Below are 15,413 nucleotides of genomic sequence, written 5' to 3' on the forward strand. Positions count from 1 at the left end.
GTGGTGAAGGGCTCGCCCCTGCCAGCAAACACAAACCCCGCTCAAAAAGCGGGGTTTGTGGTTTAACCCGTCGCGTCAGCCACTCACCAATCCACTGCGTAACTCAGGCTGAAGGTACGACCTTCGGCATTCGGGTACGGTGCACGTGCGTTGGCCTGGGCGAACATGTTCTGGTAGTTGCGGTTGGTGAGGTTGTACACCGCACCTTCGAGGCGACCTACCGGCAACCTCACCGAGCCCAACAGGTCGGCCAGCGTGTAGCCTTTGATGTCGCGGCCGTTGTTGTCTTTGAACGCAGCGTCATAGTCGGCCAGGCGCATACCTTGCAGGCGCAGGCTGTAGTCGCCACGGTCGTAGCCGATAAAGGCGGTGGTCTTGGCGGGAGAGATGCGTGTGGCAGGCAGGTCGATCCATTTACCGTTCTGCTGGGTCTCGCCTTTGGCGTAAGCGTAAGTACCCCCTACCGACCATTGATCGGTGAAGTTGTACGTCAGACTGGTTTCAACGCCGCGCACACGCTCTTTCTGATTGATCAGGCGCAGTACACGGTCATTGGCATCATAGAACTGGGTGACATCCGAGGTGTTTTCATACGCCGTGACGCTGGCCAGCCACTTATCCCAATTGCCACGCCAGCCCAGCTCGTAGCTGTCGACCTTGAGCGCTTGGGCATTCAGGTTTTGAATGTCGTACTTGCTGTTCACATCACGCAGGAAACGCTGGATATCCGGCAGGGAAAAGCCCTGGCTGAAGTTGACGAACACATCCTGGTTTTCGCTCAGGTGATACACCGCGCCAAGGTTATAGAGGGTGTCATCGTATTTGAGCGTGCCGCCCGGCAGTGTCGCGCGATTGCCGGTCTGGACGATTTCGCCATAAGCGATGCTGTCGGAAACCTCGCTTTCGATCCACTCGCGGCGTACGCCACCCCGCAAGGTCCAGTCATCGATGTCGTAGGACAGTTGCCCAAAGATCGCTTTGGTGCTGGTGGCGATGTCCGGGCCCATTTCGAATGTGGTGCCGGTCTTGGTGTAGTTCAGGCCGTTGACGCGGTACTGGTCGCCGCGCTGGCGTGAGGTTTCATGGTCATAGTCAGCGCCCCAGACCAGATTGCCGGTGGCCGGGCCGATGTCCGGCATTTGCGTATCGATCGCCGCGCGCAAGCCGTAGACATCCTGCACGCTGTTGTTGTCGGAGACCCCGGCGCGGCCACGCGACAGGTCCGGGAAGAACAACGCGTCGGCACGCCGCCAGTAACTCTCGACCTGCAAGCCCTGGCCATAGAAATCTTTGTCGGCGTAGTTAAGGTTGACCGCCTGGTTGTGGGTGAAGGGTTGGTCATCCAGGTCAAGGCCTTTCACGGCGACGGCGGTATTCGCGTTGCGTGGGTCCTTGGTGTAACGGGTGTCTTGTTCGTCTTTGTAGTCTTGCAGCGACAGGCTGATCTTTTTGTCGTCATCCAGCTCGTAGCCGAAGCGACCTTGCAGGTCATAGGTGCCGGTGTCCATGTTGCTGCCCTGGGACGTGTCCTGGGGAATGCGTTTTCCGTTGCCGTCGAACTGATCGTTGCGTTGTACGTAGTTGCCGGAAAGATACCAGTCCACAGGGCCCTGACGGCCCGTTGCGCTCTGGAAGGCTTCGTAGGAGAAACCTTTGTGGCTGAGGTTGTTGCCGGCGGTCATGCCGATTTTACTGCTGAAGGCCAGGTCTTCACCTTTGTTGCGCTTGGTGATGATGTTGATGATGCCGCCTGATGCACCGGCACCGTAGACACTGCTGGCGCCGGAAATCACTTCAATGCGCTCGATGCTTTCCGGTGCCACGCTGTTGAGCTGGCGGAAGTTGTCGCGCGTGGCGTTCTGCGAGACGCCATCGATCAGGATCAGCGTATTGCGCCCGCGAAGCGTCTGGCCGAAGTTGCTCATGCCACCACTGGAGGGCGCAATGCCTGGCACCAGTTGCCCGAGCATATCCGCAACCCGGCGTCCCGCACCCGTCTGCTGGCGGATCTGGTCTTCGCTGATGACCTGCACAGAGCCTGGAATCGCCGCAATACTGGTTTCATTGCGTGTGGCCGAAACCACCGTTGCCTGTAATTGCAGATTGGTGGGCGCTGTTTGGGTCTCTTCGACTTGATCGGCCCAGGCTGGGCCGCTCATAGATCCAAGCAGGGGCAGCAGGGCTGCCAGTTGCAGTTTGTTCATGACCTTGCCTTTCAGTTATTAGAAGTATTGACAGAAAAACCGGATGATTCGGGTGTTCGGGTGAACGAACGGATCGCGCGGATACCCAGGGCGGCCAAGGCGTACGTGAGCGCGACCAGCCAAAAGCTGTGCGCCAAACCCACCATTCCCATGCCGATGCCGCCCATCAAGGCGCCGCACAGCGCGCCGGCTTTGGCGGCGCTATTGCCCATGCCCAGGGCAAAACCCTTTTGGCTGGGCGCAACGGTATTGGCGATCAACGTGTAGGCGACGGGCAGCAAGGCGCCTTGCCACACGCCCCACAGCAACCGGCTGGCGAGGAAGCCGAGCCATTCGTTAGCCATCGCCGTGAAGGCCAGCGTCAAGGCGCAAGACCAGGTGACCCATTCGATAATGCGCAACGTGTGTGCGGGTTGATGGCGGTCAAACAGCCGGCCCCACAGCGGCGCGGACACTGCCAGCGTGAGTGCGCTGGCGGCATAGCTGGCCCCGATCAACCAGGCGGGCGCCTGTAACACATCGGCGACGTACAGGGCATAAAACGGCTGAGGCATCATCTTGGCAGCCTGAATCAATACGATGATCCCCAGCATTGCGCCGAGCCAGCCTTTGGGCAGTGCGGCGGGTGCGGACGTGCGCGCTGGCCGCGAGCGCGGTGCATCGCTGGGCAGGAACACGCTGATCACTGCACAGCTCAGGCAGACGGCGGTGGCGCTGTAGCACAGCAGTGCGAAGCCGGAGATATCCATCAGCCAGCCGCCCAACACCGGCCCAGCCAGTGACCCCACCGCGGTTGCCGATTGCAGTCGCGCCAGAATGTGCCCGCGCCCGCTATCACCACAGCAGGCCAGTGCGTAGGCCTGAGCCGCTGCGATAAAGCCGGCCAGCGCGCCTTGCGCCACTCTGATCGCCACCAGCAGCCACGGATCGAAGGTGATAGCGGCCAACGCCTGGCACACCGCCAACGCCAGCAGTGCCCGAATGATCATCGGCTTGTGGCCGGTACGGTCACCCAGGCGCCCCCACATTGGCGTCAGGATCATCGCCGCCATCATCGGCCCGGCATACACCAGTGAAGACAGCAGGCCGGTGTATTGCGCATTGGCCGCGCCGAGCAGCTTCTGGATCTGCAAGGGCCAGAAGGGGCCACTCATTTCCATGGCCCCCATCGACACCAGTTGAATCACCACCAGCAGCCGCAGCGTGCTGTGGTTAGCTGCCATTGGCGGCGGCACTCAGCGGGTTGGGCAGCCGCCCGACGATATCCGCATGGCTTTCCAGCAGGCGCATGCGCATGAACGACTTGGCCGGCCAGTCCTGTTCCAGCAGGGCTGCGCGCTCGGTCGCCCAACGCTGTGGTTCGACTTGGCTGCGCACGTCGTCGAAACACTGGCTGACGTGGGCCGACAGCTCATTCCAGAGCAACCCCTGGGGAATATCGAAGTGGCGTGCACTGAGCAATACCAGTTCGCCCAAGTGGCACATGAATACCGTGTGCAGCAACTTGTCACGTACAAAGCCCGCATCGTCGTACAGCGTCATCTTGGGGTCGTGCAGTTCGATATCCAAACCGTGGGCGTGCAAGGTCTTGCGGTCGATTCGAATATCACCGAAGTCGCGCAACAACAGTCGGCTCAATTGGCCGTCTGCGGCCATGACCATGAACGAGTTCTGCTGGTGCGCCTCGAAGGCAACGCCATAGCGCAGGTACATGCCCAACAGTGCCGGTACGGCGATCGCGGCATAGTCGCGAAAGAACGCAAGCATGGCATCGGCGCTGTCCTGGCCTTTACTCAGGCGTACCCATTGCCTCAGCAGTGGTTGGCCGTGCTGGTCGATGGCAAACAGGCTGCCTACCGGAACGGCCATTTCGCCCGGTTGGAGCAGGCTCTGCGGGTTGTCGCGGTAGAGAACGGCCAGGTGGCGAGCGTGCTCATCATTGGCCGGTTGGGGTTTGAAATGCACCCCGATCCGTTCGGGGACGATGCTGAGGATTCGCTGAAGTGCAGGTTCGCGCCCAAGGATCGTCAGCAGCAAGTGGCTGATTCGCGGGCCCATGCGCGCCGAGCGTGGTGAAACCGTTCGTTGCACGCTGGTCAGGCGCAGTGAGACCGGGAGTTTGACCATCGGCGCGTCGCAGCGGCCTTCCGGCAGCACGGTTCTGAACGACATCGTCGGGTGGGCGGTAAACGCGACGATATCGGTCAGCACCAGCAGCTTGTCGCCGATTTCGTTGGCGAACAGTTGCGGTAGCTCCTGGCGCGCCTGCCAAGGGTGAGCAGGCAGCGGCAGATAGTCAGCCGCCTCAAGCCCCTGTGCCGCGAGTGCTGCGGTCAATTGTCGGGCGGCCTGTGGGAAGTGCTGTTGCCACCACTGCCAGTAATCTGCGGTATCGGCCAAGACTTCGACGTGCGCATATTGGCGGTGCAGCGCGCAAAGGAATACCGGGAAGCGTGCTTCGAACTCCGGTGAGAAATCGATCACTTGGTCGGTAGCCAAGCCCAGCTTGGTCTTGTAGTTGGGGTGCCACGGATGGCCGAGCGTGCCCCACTGTTCAAGGACCGACGTGGCGTTGGTCACGCTTGCGTCACTCTTGAGGTAGCTGAGCAGATTGTGCTGATGGGCCGGGTCCATCGCGGCGTGCAGCTTGAGTGTCCACTGCTGGTGAAAAGCGAGGCATAGCGTGTCGTTGACAAAGCTGTCATCGATTTCGCTGTTGAGACGACTCAAGACGCTCAGGTCGGCCGATGATTCGAGGCGCTCGTTAAGCAGCGTCAGTAATTGCGACGGGAATTGAATCTTTTGCTCGGTCTGGTCGTTACGTAGCAGCGTGACCTGGCCGCGCAGGTCCCAGCTGCCCATGCGGCCGGGTTTCAGGTGATCGAAGCGCAGACGGGTTTGGTCAGGCAGTGCCAGCCAGCAGTGGCCGCGTTCGTCATAGGTGCGCGTGTTGGGGTCCAGCAGGCCTTCACGAAACAGTGCCTGGATCAGGCGTTGGAAACTGCGCTCGGCGGCGGGCGCCAGGGTGTTGATCAGTGCATCAAGGGTAATGCGATTGGCCAGGAATTGCGGCGTGGCAAGTGCTTCAGCCCAACGCTCAAGCAGGGATTTTTCCGGCGTGCTGTTGTGTCCGTGCATCAAAGTCGAATTCCTTATCCGTGATCCTGGGTGAAAGGCGTGCGAATGGTATCGAGAATTATTACCAAATGTCTATTTGTTGTTACGCTTTTTGCACAAGCGTTTATTCAAGCGGGGCGGAAGGCGAGACCAGCCGGCAACGAATGCGCTCAGGGAACGCTGTGACATGGCACTGAAGGCGCCTGGAGCAGGCTGCTTCAGGGAGGAAGGGCGGCGTGTAGTGCGTTGTAGGATGTACCCGGTTTTGTACGATTGCACAGGCGCGCCGGAAAAAACGCGGCGTATGAAATGCAAAAAACCCGCTCATTGGGCGGGTTTTTTGTGTAGACGGCCCGGCTGCGTGGGGCCGGGCGTCTATGCGATATCAGAGTCTCAGGAGCTTTGTGCCTGGCGTTTCATCTCAAGAATTTCGAGCTCGTTTTTATAATTGTGGGCTTCGTTCTCGTTGTGGAACATGCCGACCAGTTGGTCTTGTTGATGTACATCCCAGATGTGAATCCCATGGCCCAGTGCTTCATGAGACATGTGTGCATCGTCGCGTTCAGTTACTTTTACAGTCATCTGCTTGCTCCAATCTCTGGTTGATCTGCGGCAAGTCGTCGCAGGCCTCTTTTATATGTTTTGTTAGCTTGCTAAGTAAACCGATTTTGCGCGCAACAATTCTTTGCATAAACCGCAACATTCCTGCAGGCCCCGTAAACCGCGGCATTGCGTCGCAGGGTGCTGAGTTTTATGACAAAAGTTTCATGTTTTGGGAGGCTTTCAGGCGTGGCTCGGCCGTGCTGACGGCATCGCAGGCAAGCCAGCGCCTACCCTTGAAATGCATTCCAATGTGGGCGCTGGCTTGCCTGCGATAGCGGTATTCGCCTGACTGAAAAATCCCGGGCGAAAAAAAGCCCCGCATTCAGCGAGGCTCCTTTTTTCAGCTCATCAGCCTATCAGCTGCCTTTGACAGCCTTGCCGTCAACGGTGCCGTCCAACAGCATGATGTTGTATTCCTTGCCGTCGGTTTCCACCTGACGCAGGGCAACCAGGATGCCGCCCCAGTCCTTGGCAAACCACATCTGGGTGATGCGCTTGCTTTGCGATGGATCGCGCACGCGCTCGACCTTGATAGCATCGATAGCGCCGGCTTTGGTCTGGACCTTTTCCGGGCCGATCACGCGGAAGTCGTAGGTGTCGACGTCGGTGCCCTCGACTACGCGGTAGCTCATGCTTTTCTTGCCGGCGGCGACGTCACGCTGCAGGGCAAGCTGGTAGGTCGACTTGTCGAGCATGCCGCTTTCGAGAGTGACGTTGACCGGGTCTTTGTTTTCGAAGCCGGTGACCTTGTTGGTGGCGTGGTCGAAGTCCAGATTGATCTTCTTCGCCTTGCCCAGGCCGCCGCGCTCGAAGGTGTAGCTCTTCGGTTGCAGTGCGTCCTTGTCCAGGGTGATCACGCTGGTTTCGGTGAGGCTGGCAATCATCATCGAGGCCTTGAAATTCAAGGTCCATGAGCCATTGTCATTTTTGGTCAGGCTGCGTTCGGCCGAACCGCTCATGGGCAACTGTTTCCAGTCGGCGGTGTAGCTGGCGGAGAACGGGTGAAGGTCTGCTGCTTGCACGGCGGGCAAGGCGAACAGCGCAAAAGCGAAGAGCAAGGCGCGACGCATAAAATCTCCTAGGTTCGAATCAAGTGGCCGCTGGCCGCGAGTAACTGACCGTCCAATAATGCACCCTGTTCGCCGAGAATCAATCGTCCTTCGGCAAACCAGCGAACAGCCAGCGGGTAAATCCTGTGTTCCTGGGTATGAACCCGTTGCGCAAGCGTCTGCGCTGAGTCCGCAGACTCTACCGGAACCACTGCCTGTACGACCAGAGGCCCGCCATCGAGTTCCTCGGTTACAAAGTGCACGCTGCAGCCGTGCTCGCTATCGCCAGCGTCAAGCGCGCGCTGATGCGTGTGCATGCCTTTGTACTTGGGTAGCAGGGAAGGGTGGATATTGAGCAGGCGCCCCTCGTAATGCCGCACGAAGTCAGCGCTGAGGATGCGCATGAAGCCGGCGAGGACCACCAGTTTGGGGTTGAAGGCGTCGATCAGTTCGATCAAGGCGCTGTCGAAGGCCTCACGGCCTTCGAAAGCCTTGTGATCCAGGGAGCGGGTTTCGATACCTGCGTCCCGCGCGCGTTGCAGGCCGTACGCGTCGCTGCGGTTGGAAATAACCGCAGCGATGCGCACCGGGCTGTCGCCGGTGCGCGTGCTGTCGATCAAGGCCTGCAAGTTACTGCCGGTGCCGGAAAGCAGCACCACGACATCACAGGTTGCAGGCATCAGTGCGCCTTAAGGTTCTTCAGTTCAACCTGGGCCGCGCCTTCCGGAGCGGTGGCGATCTGGCCGATGACCCAAGGCTGCTCGCCGGCTTCACGCAGTACGTTCAGCGCGATTTCAACGTGCTCTTGAGCCACGCAGATAACCATGCCCACGCCGCAGTTCAGCACGCGGTGCATTTCGGTTTCGTTGACGTTGCCTTGCGCTTGCAGCCAGTCGAATACCGCAGGACGCTGCCAGCTGGCCACGTCGACAATCGCCTGGGCGCCTTTTGGCAGTACACGCGGGATGTTGTCCAGCAGGCCACCACCGGTGATGTGGGCCATGGCCTTGACGGCGCCGGTGTCCTTGATCAGCTTGAGCAGCGGCTTCACGTAGATACGGGTCGGGGCCATCAGCAGGTCGGTCAGCGGCTTGCCGTCGAGCTGGGTGTTCTCGATGTCGGCGCCGGACACTTCGATGATCTTGCGGATCAGCGAGTAGCCGTTGGAGTGCGGGCCGGAGGACGGCAGAGCAAGCAGGGCGTCGCCGGCAGCGACTTTGGAGCCGTCGATGATCTCGGCTTTTTCGACAACACCGACGCAGAAGCCGGCCAGGTCGTAGTCTTCGCCTTCGTACATGCCTGGCATTTCAGCGGTTTCGCCGCCCACCAGCGAGCAACCCGACAGTTCGCAGCCGGCGCCGATACCGGTCACCACTTGTGCAGCGGTGTCCACGTTCAGCTTGCCGGTGGCGTAGTAGTCGAGGAAGAACAGCGGCTCTGCGCCACACACCACCAGGTCGTTGACGCACATGGCAACCAGGTCGATGCCGATGGTGTCGTGCTTGTTCAGGTTCAGTGCCAGGCGCAGCTTGGTGCCCACACCGTCGGTGCCGGAGACCAGCACAGGCTGTTTGTAGCCGGCCGGGATTTCGCAGAGGGCGCCAAAACCGCCCAGGCCGCCCATGACTTCGGGGCGCGCAGTGCGCTTGGCGACGCTCTTGATGCGTTCGACCAATGCTTCACCGGCGTCGATGTCTACACCGGCGTCCTTGTAGCTCAGGGAGGGTTGCTTGCTCATGATCCAGGCCTTTAGGGGGGATTCAGGGGTAACGACCGAGCGGGCAGGGGCTTTGGGTAAAAGGCCTTGCCGTTGACGGTCTGCGAAGGCGCGCGATTTTATCAGGCTTGAGGGGCAGCGGCCATCCTCGGGCCGACGGGCAGGGGCATATGGCGTTAAAAAAATGCTAATCGGGCCTGTTATGGCGTGTATTAAGGTATAGCCTTTAACCCGCTATCGTTATGACAGTACAAAAACTGCCAAGACCCTGTGAATGTTTTACCGGTCGCTGTGGTCACAGCCTTGCCAAACCGAGTTCACGCGGTCTGTTCCAGCCGCTAAATTTGTCGTTCGGGAATCTTCCATGCGTCTGTGTAAATTCTTCTTTGTAGGCTGTTTGTCGTTGGTCAGCCTGGCGAGTCATGCCGAAACCCTCAATGGCCTTTATCAAGTGCTTGAACCGGTCAGCAGCCAATCGCCTCAAGAGCGCGATGCGGCCACCCAGCGCGCCGTGCAAACCCTGGTCATCCGCCTGACCGGCGATGCCAAAGCCGCCGACGGCCCGGGCCTGGCGGCAATTCGCAAGGATCCGCAACAAATCATCAGCCAGTACGGCTATGACGCCGGCCCACCAGAGAGCCTGCAAGTCGACTTTGACCCGGTGAGCACTGACCGCGCCCTGCGTGGTGCGGGCCTGGCGATCTGGGGCAGCAATCGGCCGTCAATCCTTGGCTGGTGGCTGAATGATTCCACCGAAGGCAGCAGCCTCGTCGGTGATGGTCAAGCGGTCGCCGGCGCGCTGCGTCGGGCGGCGCAACACCGAGGCCTGCCGCTGCGTCTGCCGCTGGGCGATCTGGATGAGCAGGTGGTTGCGACTGCGCCCAATCTCGAAAGTGCGGACGCCACGCCCCTGCGCGCAGCCTCCGAGCGCTATGGTGCCGACGCTTTGCTCGCTGTGCATGCCCGCCAGGAAGGCAACCAGTGGCAAGCCAAATGGCGTCTGTGGCTGGGCGACAAAAGTGAGCAGGGCACCGCTCAGGGCGCAGACACCGCAGCCGTCGCCGATGCCGTATTGCTCGCGGTCAGCCAAAAGCTGGCGCCACGCTTTGCCGTCAAGCCCGGTGTGAGCAGCGAACAACTGCTCGAAGTGCAGGGCATGAACCTGGAGCGCTATGCCGCCCTGGGTCATCTGCTTGAACCCTTTGGTGGTCAACCGCTGCGGGTTGATGGCAATCGCATTGTGTATCGCGTGAACGGCAGTGCCGAGCAATTGCGTACTCAGTTGAGCCTGGCCAAGTTGCAGGAAGTGCCTGCGGGTGAGCCTCAGGTGTTGCCGTCGGTGGAGGCGGGTACACAACCCGCCGCGGCGCCTGAGCCCCAGGCGCAGTTGCGTTTTCGTTGGTAACTATTGTTTCTTCTTCTATATAGAAGGAAGACAGCAAATAACAGATGGAGTGGTTTATGGCGGATACGCGTCGTTGGGTGTGGCTTGGCGGGATTGTCCTGCTGTGCGTGTTTGTGTTCTTGCTGCATTCGATTCTGACGCCGTTTCTGGTGGCGTTGCTCCTGGCCTATTTGTTCGATCCCGTGGTCGATCGCCTGGAGAAGGCCGGCCTGTCGCGTACGTTAGGTGTCGTGGCGGTGTTTGCGTTGTTCACGTTGATCATCACCGCGCTGGTACTGGTGTTGGTGCCGATGTTGGCCAAGCAACTGTTTCGCTTGTATGAACTGGCGCCGCAGATGCTCGACTGGTTGCAGCACACGGCGATGCCGTGGGCGCAGGCCAAGCTGGGGCTGGCGGATGGTTTCTGGAAATTCGACAAGGTCAAGGCGGCGATCAGTGAGCATATGGGGCAGACCACCGATATCGTCGGTGTCGTCCTGAGCCAGGCCACGGCGTCCAGCCTGGCGCTGATCGGCTGGTTGACCAACCTGGTGCTGATTCCGGTGGTAGCGTTCTACCTGCTGCGTGACTGGGACATCATGATGGCCAAAATCCGCAGCCTGCTGCCACGCAACAGTGAAGAGCGCGTTGTGTCGCTGGCGGAGGAGTGCCACGAGGTGCTCGGCGCATTCGTGCGAGGCCAGTTGCTGGTGATGCTGGCCCTGGGGATTATCTACGCCGCCGGCCTGATGGCGATTGGCTTGGAACTGGGCCTGTTGATCGGCTTGATCGCCGGTCTGGCGGCGATCGTACCGTACATGGGTTTCGTGATTGGTATCGGCGCGGCGCTGGTGGCCGGGCTGTTCCAGTTTGGCAGCGACCTCTATCCGATGCTGGGCATTGTTGCGGTGTTCATGGTTGGCCAGGCCCTGGAAGGCATGGTGTTGACGCCGTTGCTGGTCGGGGATCGGATTGGTCTGCACCCGGTTGCGGTGATCTTTGCGATCCTGGCGGGCGGAGAGCTGTTTGGTTTTACTGGCATCCTGCTGGCACTGCCGGTGGCAGCGGTGATCATGGTGCTGGTGCGCCATGTTCATGATCTGTACAAGGATTCTGATGTGTACACCGGGGTTGAAGACCCCGACCTGTAATCGCTTCGTCACAAACCCGGCCTATGCCGGGTTTGTTGTTTATGCAGCCGTGGTGTCAAACAATTTGCGCAAATTGACCCGAGTTAACGCAAACCTTTGATTTTGCTTGTGGTCTGCTGCATTGTGCGCCCGGCGTCACGGGTATAAACTTTGCAAACTTTACACAGAGGCCACTAACGGTTCGTTTGGAGCCGTTCAGTCAGCATGAAACCGATTCAGCTGCCCTTGGGTGTGCGTCTGCGTGACGACGCCACCTTTATCAATTACTACCCAGGCGCCAATGCCGCTGCACTCGGCTATGTCGAGCGGCTCTGCGAAGCCGACGCCGGGTGGACTGAAAGCCTGATCTATCTGTGGGGCAAGCATGGCGTGGGGCGTACCCACCTGTTGCAGGCCGCGTGCCTGCGCTTCGAGCAAATGGGCGAGCCGGCGGTTTACCTGCCATTGGCTGAGTTGATGGACCGTGGCATCGGCATCTTCGACCACCTTGAGCAGTACGAGCTGGTCTGTCTGGACGATCTGCAGGCGATTGCCGGCAAGGCAGATTGGGAAGAAGCGCTGTTTCACCTGTTTAACCGTCTGCGCGACAGCGGGCGACGCCTGTTGATCGCCGCATCCACGTCGCCGCGTGAGCTGCCGGTGAAGCTGGCGGACCTCAAGTCGCGCCTGACCCTGGCGCTGATCTTCCAGATGCGCCCATTGTCTGACGAAGACAAATTGCGCGCCCTGCAGTTACGCGCATCCCGTCGCGGCCTGCACCTGACCGATGAAGTCGGTCACTTTATTCTCACGCGCGGCACCCGCAGCATGAGCGCATTGTTCGATTTGCTGGAACAGCTCGATCAGGCCTCTTTGCAGGCTCAGCGCAAGCTGACCATCCCTTTCCTCAAGGAAACCCTTGGCTGGTAGCCAGCCCTTGTATTTCGCGGCTCTCGGCAAATTTCAGGCGCCAGAAAACCTGCGTTTGGACCGGTTTGGCCACGCAAAAGGCATGTATAGGGTGTTAAGGGCTTAGATGTCGCCGTCGAAACAGGAAGTCACATGGATCACGATTGAATTTGCAAATCGATGTGATAGAGGGCATAGTCTCGACTTCTTTACACATCAGCCACGGTCGTGCCCATGCTAAATCGCTTCGCACCCCTCGTGCCTCTCGCACTCGTTACCCTGTTGTTTGGTTGCGCCACCCACACTCAAAACGTGGCTGAGCAGCAAAAGACCCAACAATACTCCCAGGCAAAATTCGTTGCATCGCAGTCTTCCACGGTTTACCAGGAAGAGCTCGCAACTGAAAAAGAACTGGCCGACTTCTCCGGCAGCAAGCCTTACCAGCTTCCAGTTCTGGCCGACAGCATCCTTGAGCGCGGCATGTCCCTGATCGGTACCCGTTACCGTTTCGGCGGTACCTCTGAAGCCGGTTTTGACTGCAGTGGCTTCATCGGCTACCTGTTTCGCGAAGAAGCCGGCATGAACCTGCCGCGCTCCACGCGTGAAATGATCAACGTGGATGCACCGTTGGTCGCACGCAATAACCTCAAGCCTGGCGATCTGCTTTTCTTTAGTACGGCAGGTCGTGGTCGCGTAAGTCACGCCGGTATCTACTTGGGCGATAACCAGTTTATTCACTCCAGCAGCCGTCGCAGTGGCGGTGTTCGAGTCGACAACCTGGGTGACAGCTACTGGAGCAAAACCTTCATCGAAGCCAAGCGTGCACTCGCCATGGCCCCGACTACGGTTACTGCCAGCAAGTAAAGTTAAAGTGATACTTGAAGTTTGACGTGTAAGCGCTAGAATCTCTGGACATTGTTGTAATCCGTTCGCGCGAGCTTTGCTTGCGCGTTCTGGTTTTCAGCGTTCGGCAGCGAAAGCCGCATCCAGATCAGGATTGTTCTGCCCATGTCGACCTCAGCACGCCTCATTCTTCTTGTTTGTGCCGCGCTCCTCAGCGCCTGTGCAAGCCGTCCACCGCCGCCTGCCCCGGTAGCGGTCAAGCCGAAACCGGTGTTCAACTATTCCAGCCAAAGTTTCTCGCCTGCTGCCGAAGACGTGCTCTTCCGTGCGCTGGGCCTGGTCGGCACGCCTTATCGCTGGGGCGGCAACACGCCGGACTCCGGGTTTGATTGCAGTGGCCTGATCGGCTTCGTTTACCGTGACGCCGCGGGCATCTCCTTGCCGCGAACCACGCGTGAACTGATCGTGATGCGTGCGCAGGATGTCAGCGAGCAGAACCTGCAAACCGGCGACTTGCTGTTCTTTGCGACCGGTGGTGGTTCCCGCGTCAGCCACGCCGGGATCTACGTCGGCGAAGGGCGATTCGTCCATGCTCCGCAAACCGGAGGTACGGTGAAACTGGATACGCTGTCCAAAGCGTATTGGCAAAATGCTTACCTGAGTGCCAAGCGCGTGTTGCCGGCTGAGCATCTGGCCCGCAATCCTTAAGGCTGAACAGTGAATAAAATGCGCGAGAGGGCCAGCCTCTCGCGCATTTTTTTTGCGCTGGTTTTGCGGCCGACTACTTAACCGCCGACACTCGCCACACCTTATTCCCCACGTCATCCGCCACCAGCAAGTCACCCTGCTGATCGATCACCACGCCCACCGGCCGGCCCATGGCTTTCTCGTCACTGTTGAGGAACCCGGTCAGCACATCCACCGGTTGCCCTTTGGGTTGACCACCCTCGAACGGCACGAATATCACCTTGTAGCCACTGTGTGGTTTGCGGTTCCACGAGCCATGCTGGCCGATGAATGCGCCGTTGCTGAATTGCGCCGGGAGTTTGCTGCCTTCTGCGAACGTCAGCCCCAAGGACGCGGTGTGAGGCCCCACGGCATAATCCGGTGCAATCGCCTTGGCGACCAGCTCAGGGTTTTGTGGTGAGACGCGTACGTCTACGTGCTGGCCGTAGTAGCTGAAGGGCCAGCCGTAGAATGCGCCATCCTTGACCGAGGTGATGTAGTCCGGCACCAGGTCGCTGCCAATCTCGTCGCGCTCGTTAACCGCCGTCCACAGCTTGCCGCTCTGCGGTTCCCAGGCCATGCCGTTCGGGTTGCGCAGCCCGGAGGCAAAGATGCGGTGCTGGCCTGTGGCGCGGTCGACTTCCCAGATCGCGGCGCGACCTTGTTCTGCCTCCAGGCCGTTCTCGCCGACGTTGCTGTTGGAGCCGACACTCACGTATAGCTTGCTGCCATCCTTGCTGGCCACCACGTTTTTCGTCCAGTGGTGGTTGAGGCTGCCGCCTGGCAGGTCGACGACCTTGGTGCCCGCTTGCTTGATCGAGGTTGCACCTGGCTGATAAGGGAAGCGCAGCAGTTGGTCCGAATCGGCGACGTAAAGGTCGTTACCCACCAGCGTCATGCCGAACGGTGAGTTGAGGTTCTCCAGGAACACTGTGCGGGTCTCGGCCACGCCGTCGTGGTTGGTATCGCGCAGCAGTGTGATGCGGTTCGGGCTCGGCACGCCTGCGCCTGCACGGCCCATGACTTTTTCCATCACCCAGCCGCGAATGCCCTTGGCGTCATCCGGCTTGGGCGGCGCGTTGGTTTCCGCTACCAGTACATCGCCATTCGGCAACACATACAGCCAGCGTGGGTGGTCCAGGCCTTCGGCAAACGCTGACACCTGAGTGCCGGCGGCGGCGGTTGGCTTGGCGCCATCGGGCCAGCCGATGGCCGGGGCAATGTTCACGGTGGGGATCAGGGTGTTGTTCGGCTCCGGCAGTTTGGGCGAAGGCCCGGTGCCGTCGGAGACCTTCAACGTAGAGCTTTCGCCGCAGGCCGCGAGGGTGCCTGCCAGCATGATCAGTAAGGCGAGTCTGGTTTTATGCATGGTTTTCTCCTTAATACCTGTAAGGGTAGAGGAGCGAGCTGGTCCGATGGTTCAAGTCCAAGGTCGGCTTTAATTGACGCTCCATCCCCAACCCACTAACCTTCGCGGCTTGTTCCAGGTGCTCTGTGGCGGATACGCCGACAGAGTGAAACAGGGAAGCCGGTGAGTGAGCGCACTTGTACACAGTGCTGCCGCGATTCCGGCGCTGCCCCCGCAACGGTAAATGAGTCAAGACGGTGCCTTTTGCCACTGTATCCACGTGATATGGGAAGGCGCGCCGTTGGCCTGCTCGCTCGGTGAGCAAGCGCGCCACTCATGAGTCCGGAGACCGGCCTGGATCATCCAACAGCATCACGGTGGGC

At 59.8% G+C, this 15,413-nt stretch carries 13 protein-coding genes and 1 riboswitch; of the genes, 5 read left to right on the forward strand and 8 right to left on the reverse strand.

The features are described 5' to 3' along the window. Nucleotides 1-83 precede the first annotated feature (83 nt). The 7 genes from JFT85_RS24275 to purM all read right to left on the reverse strand — a co-directional run bounded on the left by JFT85_RS24275 (nucleotide 84) and on the right by purM (nucleotide 8,711). Nucleotides 84-2,204, reverse strand: coding sequence for a TonB-dependent receptor (locus tag JFT85_RS24275; RefSeq protein ID WP_053257366.1), 2,121 nt, complete (start codon nucleotides 2,202-2,204; stop codon nucleotides 84-86). An 11-nt stretch (nucleotides 2,205-2,215) separates the two neighbouring features. Next, nucleotides 2,216-3,427: an MFS transporter gene (locus tag JFT85_RS24280; protein ID WP_201230587.1), complete on the reverse strand. Its 1,212-nt coding sequence runs from the start codon at nucleotides 3,425-3,427 to the stop codon at nucleotides 2,216-2,218. After that, a complete protein-coding gene (locus tag JFT85_RS24285; protein ID WP_073639086.1) occupies nucleotides 3,417-5,342 on the reverse strand; it encodes an IucA/IucC family protein in 1,926 nt (641 codons plus the stop codon). The genes JFT85_RS24280 and JFT85_RS24285 overlap by 11 nt, the downstream gene beginning before the upstream one ends. 372 nt (nucleotides 5,343-5,714) lie before the next feature. Further along, on the reverse strand, nucleotides 5,715-5,903 hold the full coding sequence (locus JFT85_RS24290) for a hypothetical protein (protein ID WP_053257363.1): 189 nt from the start codon (nucleotides 5,901-5,903) through the stop codon (nucleotides 5,715-5,717). A 377-nt stretch (nucleotides 5,904-6,280) separates the two neighbouring features. Next, nucleotides 6,281-6,994, reverse strand: a complete 714-nt coding sequence (locus tag JFT85_RS24295; RefSeq protein WP_053257362.1) for a DUF3108 domain-containing protein — start codon at nucleotides 6,992-6,994, stop codon at nucleotides 6,281-6,283. Between the two features lie 8 nt (nucleotides 6,995-7,002). Further along, a complete protein-coding gene (purN, locus tag JFT85_RS24300) occupies nucleotides 7,003-7,653 on the reverse strand; it encodes a phosphoribosylglycinamide formyltransferase (protein WP_053257361.1) in 651 nt (216 codons plus the stop codon). Then, a complete protein-coding gene (gene purM, locus JFT85_RS24305) occupies nucleotides 7,653-8,711 on the reverse strand; it encodes a phosphoribosylformylglycinamidine cyclo-ligase (protein ID WP_053257360.1) in 1,059 nt (352 codons plus the stop codon). The genes purN and purM overlap by 1 nt, the downstream gene beginning before the upstream one ends. Nucleotides 8,712-9,054: 343 nt before the next feature. Here purM and JFT85_RS24310 point away from each other — a divergent pair, with 343 nt between their 5' ends. The 5 genes from JFT85_RS24310 (at nucleotide 9,055) to JFT85_RS24330 (ending at nucleotide 13,664) form a co-directional block, all read left to right on the forward strand. Beyond that, on the forward strand, nucleotides 9,055-10,095 hold the full coding sequence (locus JFT85_RS24310; protein ID WP_053257359.1) for a DUF2066 domain-containing protein: 1,041 nt from the start codon (nucleotides 9,055-9,057) through the stop codon (nucleotides 10,093-10,095). Between the two features lie 56 nt (nucleotides 10,096-10,151). After that, on the forward strand, nucleotides 10,152-11,225 hold the full coding sequence (locus tag JFT85_RS24315; protein WP_201230588.1) for an AI-2E family transporter: 1,074 nt from the start codon (nucleotides 10,152-10,154) through the stop codon (nucleotides 11,223-11,225). Nucleotides 11,226-11,429: 204 nt separating this feature from the next. Beyond that, nucleotides 11,430-12,134, forward strand: coding sequence for a DnaA regulatory inactivator Hda (hda, locus tag JFT85_RS24320; RefSeq protein ID WP_017134884.1), 705 nt, complete (start codon nucleotides 11,430-11,432; stop codon nucleotides 12,132-12,134). A 213-nt stretch (nucleotides 12,135-12,347) separates the two neighbouring features. Then, entirely contained in the window at nucleotides 12,348-12,977 is a 630-nt protein-coding gene (locus JFT85_RS24325; protein ID WP_053257357.1) for a C40 family peptidase, read from the forward strand. Between the two features lie 144 nt (nucleotides 12,978-13,121). Further along, nucleotides 13,122-13,664: a C40 family peptidase gene (locus JFT85_RS24330; protein ID WP_053257356.1), complete on the forward strand. Its 543-nt coding sequence runs from the start codon at nucleotides 13,122-13,124 to the stop codon at nucleotides 13,662-13,664. 73 nt (nucleotides 13,665-13,737) lie between these two features. Here the strand turns inward: JFT85_RS24330 and JFT85_RS24335 are convergent, their stop codons facing one another. Next, entirely contained in the window at nucleotides 13,738-15,051 is a 1,314-nt protein-coding gene (locus JFT85_RS24335; protein WP_069551076.1) for a PQQ-dependent sugar dehydrogenase, read from the reverse strand. Between the two features lie 99 nt (nucleotides 15,052-15,150). Continuing rightward, nucleotides 15,151-15,402, forward strand: a riboswitch (cobalamin riboswitch). Nucleotides 15,403-15,413 lie beyond the last annotated feature (11 nt).

The organism is Pseudomonas sp. TH04, from assembly GCF_016651355.1.
GTDB lineage: Bacteria > Pseudomonadota > Gammaproteobacteria > Pseudomonadales > Pseudomonadaceae > Aquipseudomonas > Aquipseudomonas fluorescens.

Excerpts from the sequence above, each read along its gene's own strand:
- JFT85_RS24275 (WP_053257366.1), bottom strand. The coding sequence starts at position 2,204 with ATGAACAAACTGCAACTGGCAGCCCTGCTGCCCCTGCTTGGATCTATG.
- JFT85_RS24280 (WP_201230587.1), bottom strand. The coding sequence starts at position 3,427 with ATGGCAGCTAACCACAGCACGCTGCGGCTGCTGGTGGTGATTCAACTG.
- JFT85_RS24285 (WP_073639086.1), bottom strand. The coding sequence starts at position 5,342 with ATGCACGGACACAACAGCACGCCGGAAAAATCCCTGCTTGAGCGTTGG.
- JFT85_RS24290 (WP_053257363.1), bottom strand. The coding sequence starts at position 5,903 with ATGACTGTAAAAGTAACTGAACGCGACGATGCACACATGTCTCATGAA.
- JFT85_RS24295 (WP_053257362.1), bottom strand. The coding sequence starts at position 6,994 with ATGCGTCGCGCCTTGCTCTTCGCTTTTGCGCTGTTCGCCTTGCCCGCC.
- purN (WP_053257361.1), bottom strand. The coding sequence starts at position 7,653 with ATGCCTGCAACCTGTGATGTCGTGGTGCTGCTTTCCGGCACCGGCAGT.
- purM (WP_053257360.1), bottom strand. The coding sequence starts at position 8,711 with ATGAGCAAGCAACCCTCCCTGAGCTACAAGGACGCCGGTGTAGACATC.
- JFT85_RS24310 (WP_053257359.1), top strand. The coding sequence starts at position 9,055 with ATGCGTCTGTGTAAATTCTTCTTTGTAGGCTGTTTGTCGTTGGTCAGC.
- JFT85_RS24315 (WP_201230588.1), top strand. The coding sequence starts at position 10,152 with ATGGCGGATACGCGTCGTTGGGTGTGGCTTGGCGGGATTGTCCTGCTG.
- hda (WP_017134884.1), top strand. The coding sequence starts at position 11,430 with ATGAAACCGATTCAGCTGCCCTTGGGTGTGCGTCTGCGTGACGACGCC.
- JFT85_RS24325 (WP_053257357.1), top strand. The coding sequence starts at position 12,348 with ATGCTAAATCGCTTCGCACCCCTCGTGCCTCTCGCACTCGTTACCCTG.
- JFT85_RS24330 (WP_053257356.1), top strand. The coding sequence starts at position 13,122 with ATGTCGACCTCAGCACGCCTCATTCTTCTTGTTTGTGCCGCGCTCCTC.
- JFT85_RS24335 (WP_069551076.1), bottom strand. The coding sequence starts at position 15,051 with ATGCATAAAACCAGACTCGCCTTACTGATCATGCTGGCAGGCACCCTC.